At 58.3% G+C, this 1551-nt stretch carries 2 protein-coding genes; one reads left to right on the top strand and one right to left on the bottom strand.

Annotated elements, in window-relative coordinates:
* Positions 1-146, bottom strand: a 146-nt coding sequence (locus AC1DOX_RS30910) for a transposase (RefSeq protein WP_441624650.1), incomplete at its 3' end; no start/stop codon positions are given.
* Between the two features lie 86 nt (positions 147-232).
* Between AC1DOX_RS30910 and AC1DOX_RS30905 the strand changes: the two genes are divergently transcribed.
* Positions 233-1344 (top strand): IS3 family transposase gene (locus tag AC1DOX_RS30905; protein ID WP_441624649.1). Its coding sequence is split into 2 segments (ribosomal slippage): positions 233-488 and positions 488-1344, totalling 1113 coding nucleotides; the frame shifts between segments, so codons are not numbered across the junction.
* Positions 1345-1551: the final 207 nt, after the last annotated feature.

Here is a 1551-nt window from a genome sequence, read left to right as displayed (position 1 = left end):
TCTCCATGCTGTTGCCACGCCTTGATCCAGCGATGCAGCATCGAGTCGCTGATACTGTGCTTCCGACTCAGCGACATGACCCCTCCAAAGCCGGACAAATACTCCTGGACCACTTGGCGTTTGAACGCCTCATCGTACTTCGTCATGAATGACGTTTCCCCGAAAAATCAATACAGGTCAAAACTAGAGGTATGGTTGCTTCTCGGCACCCCGATTGGGGCGAGGAGAGGCCATGAAGAAGTCGAGATTCACCGAGGAACAGATCACCTACGCGCTGCGTCTGGCAGACAGTGGCACGCCGGTAGCCGACATATGTAGGCAGATCGGCGTGTCGGAGGCGACCTTTTACACCTGGAAGAAAAAGTACGCGGATCTTGGGGTAAGCGAACTGCGCAAACTCAGGCAGCTCGAGGATGAGAACACGCGTTTGCGGCGCATCGTGGCCGATCTCACCCTGGACAAGCAGATCCTGCAGGAGGTCGTGCGAAAAAAAGTCTGAAGGCTGCCAAGCGGCACGAGCTGGCAGCCTGGATGCAGGAGCGCTTCAAGGTGAGCGTGCAGCGCTCATGTAGTCTGGCGCTGCTGCGTCGCTCGACGTGGTACGCCAAGAGCCGCGCACGGGATCAGAGTGCGCTGCGCCAGCGCATCCGGGATATCGCCCTGAGCCGGCCGCGCTTCGGCTACCTGCGCATTCTGGTCATGCTCAGGCGCGAAGGCTGGAGCGTGGGGAAGAAGCGCGTGTACCGGCTATATCGGTTGGAAGGGCTGCAATTGCGTATGAAGGTCAAGCGGCGCAAGCGCATTGCTCTGCTGCGAGGCCGGCCACAGGAGCCCACGGGCCCGAATCAGCATTGGAGTATGGATTTCGTCCACGATCAGATGCTTGACGGGCGGACGTTTCGCATCCTCACTGTCATCGATCAATGGAGTCGCGAGAGTGTGTGTCTGGAGGCCAACTTCCGGCTCTCGGGCCGGTGCGTTGGTCAAGCTCTGGACCGGGTTGCAGCGCTTCGCGGCTGGCCCCGAGCGATCACGGTGGACAACGGCACGGAGTTCACGTCGAAGGCGTTGGACGAGTGGGCATACCGCCGCGGCGTCAAGCTGGACTACACTCGACCAGGCAAACCGACCGATAACGGGTTAATCGAATCGTTCAACGGGCGACTGCGTGACGAATTCCTAAACGTCAATGAGTTCATCACACTGCACGATGCCCGCGAGAAACTGCAGGCTTGGCAGGACGACTACAATCTGCACCGCCCACACGGCTCGCTCGGCCACCTGACCCCGAGCGAGTTCGTCAAAATGAGGTCAGCACAACCCGAAAAGGCGGCCAACCTCTAGTTCAAAACCGTCCGGATTTCGGGGGAACGTCATGAAAAACACCCCAAAGGTTGGATGTTACGCCGCGTACAACGTTGCATACTTTTCACTCCGTCGTCTGAATCATTCGAATTTTCGCTGTCGAGAGCCCCAGGCTGTGGGTCAACCCTGAACACAACGACGATCTCATCCTTGTGGATTTCGACACGCTTGACCAGACCCAATACG

It is taken from the genome of Cupriavidus sp. 01L415 (genome assembly GCF_056400065.1).
Note: the sequence above shows the minus strand (reverse complement) of the source record. Positions and strands in the feature narration are given on the sequence as shown.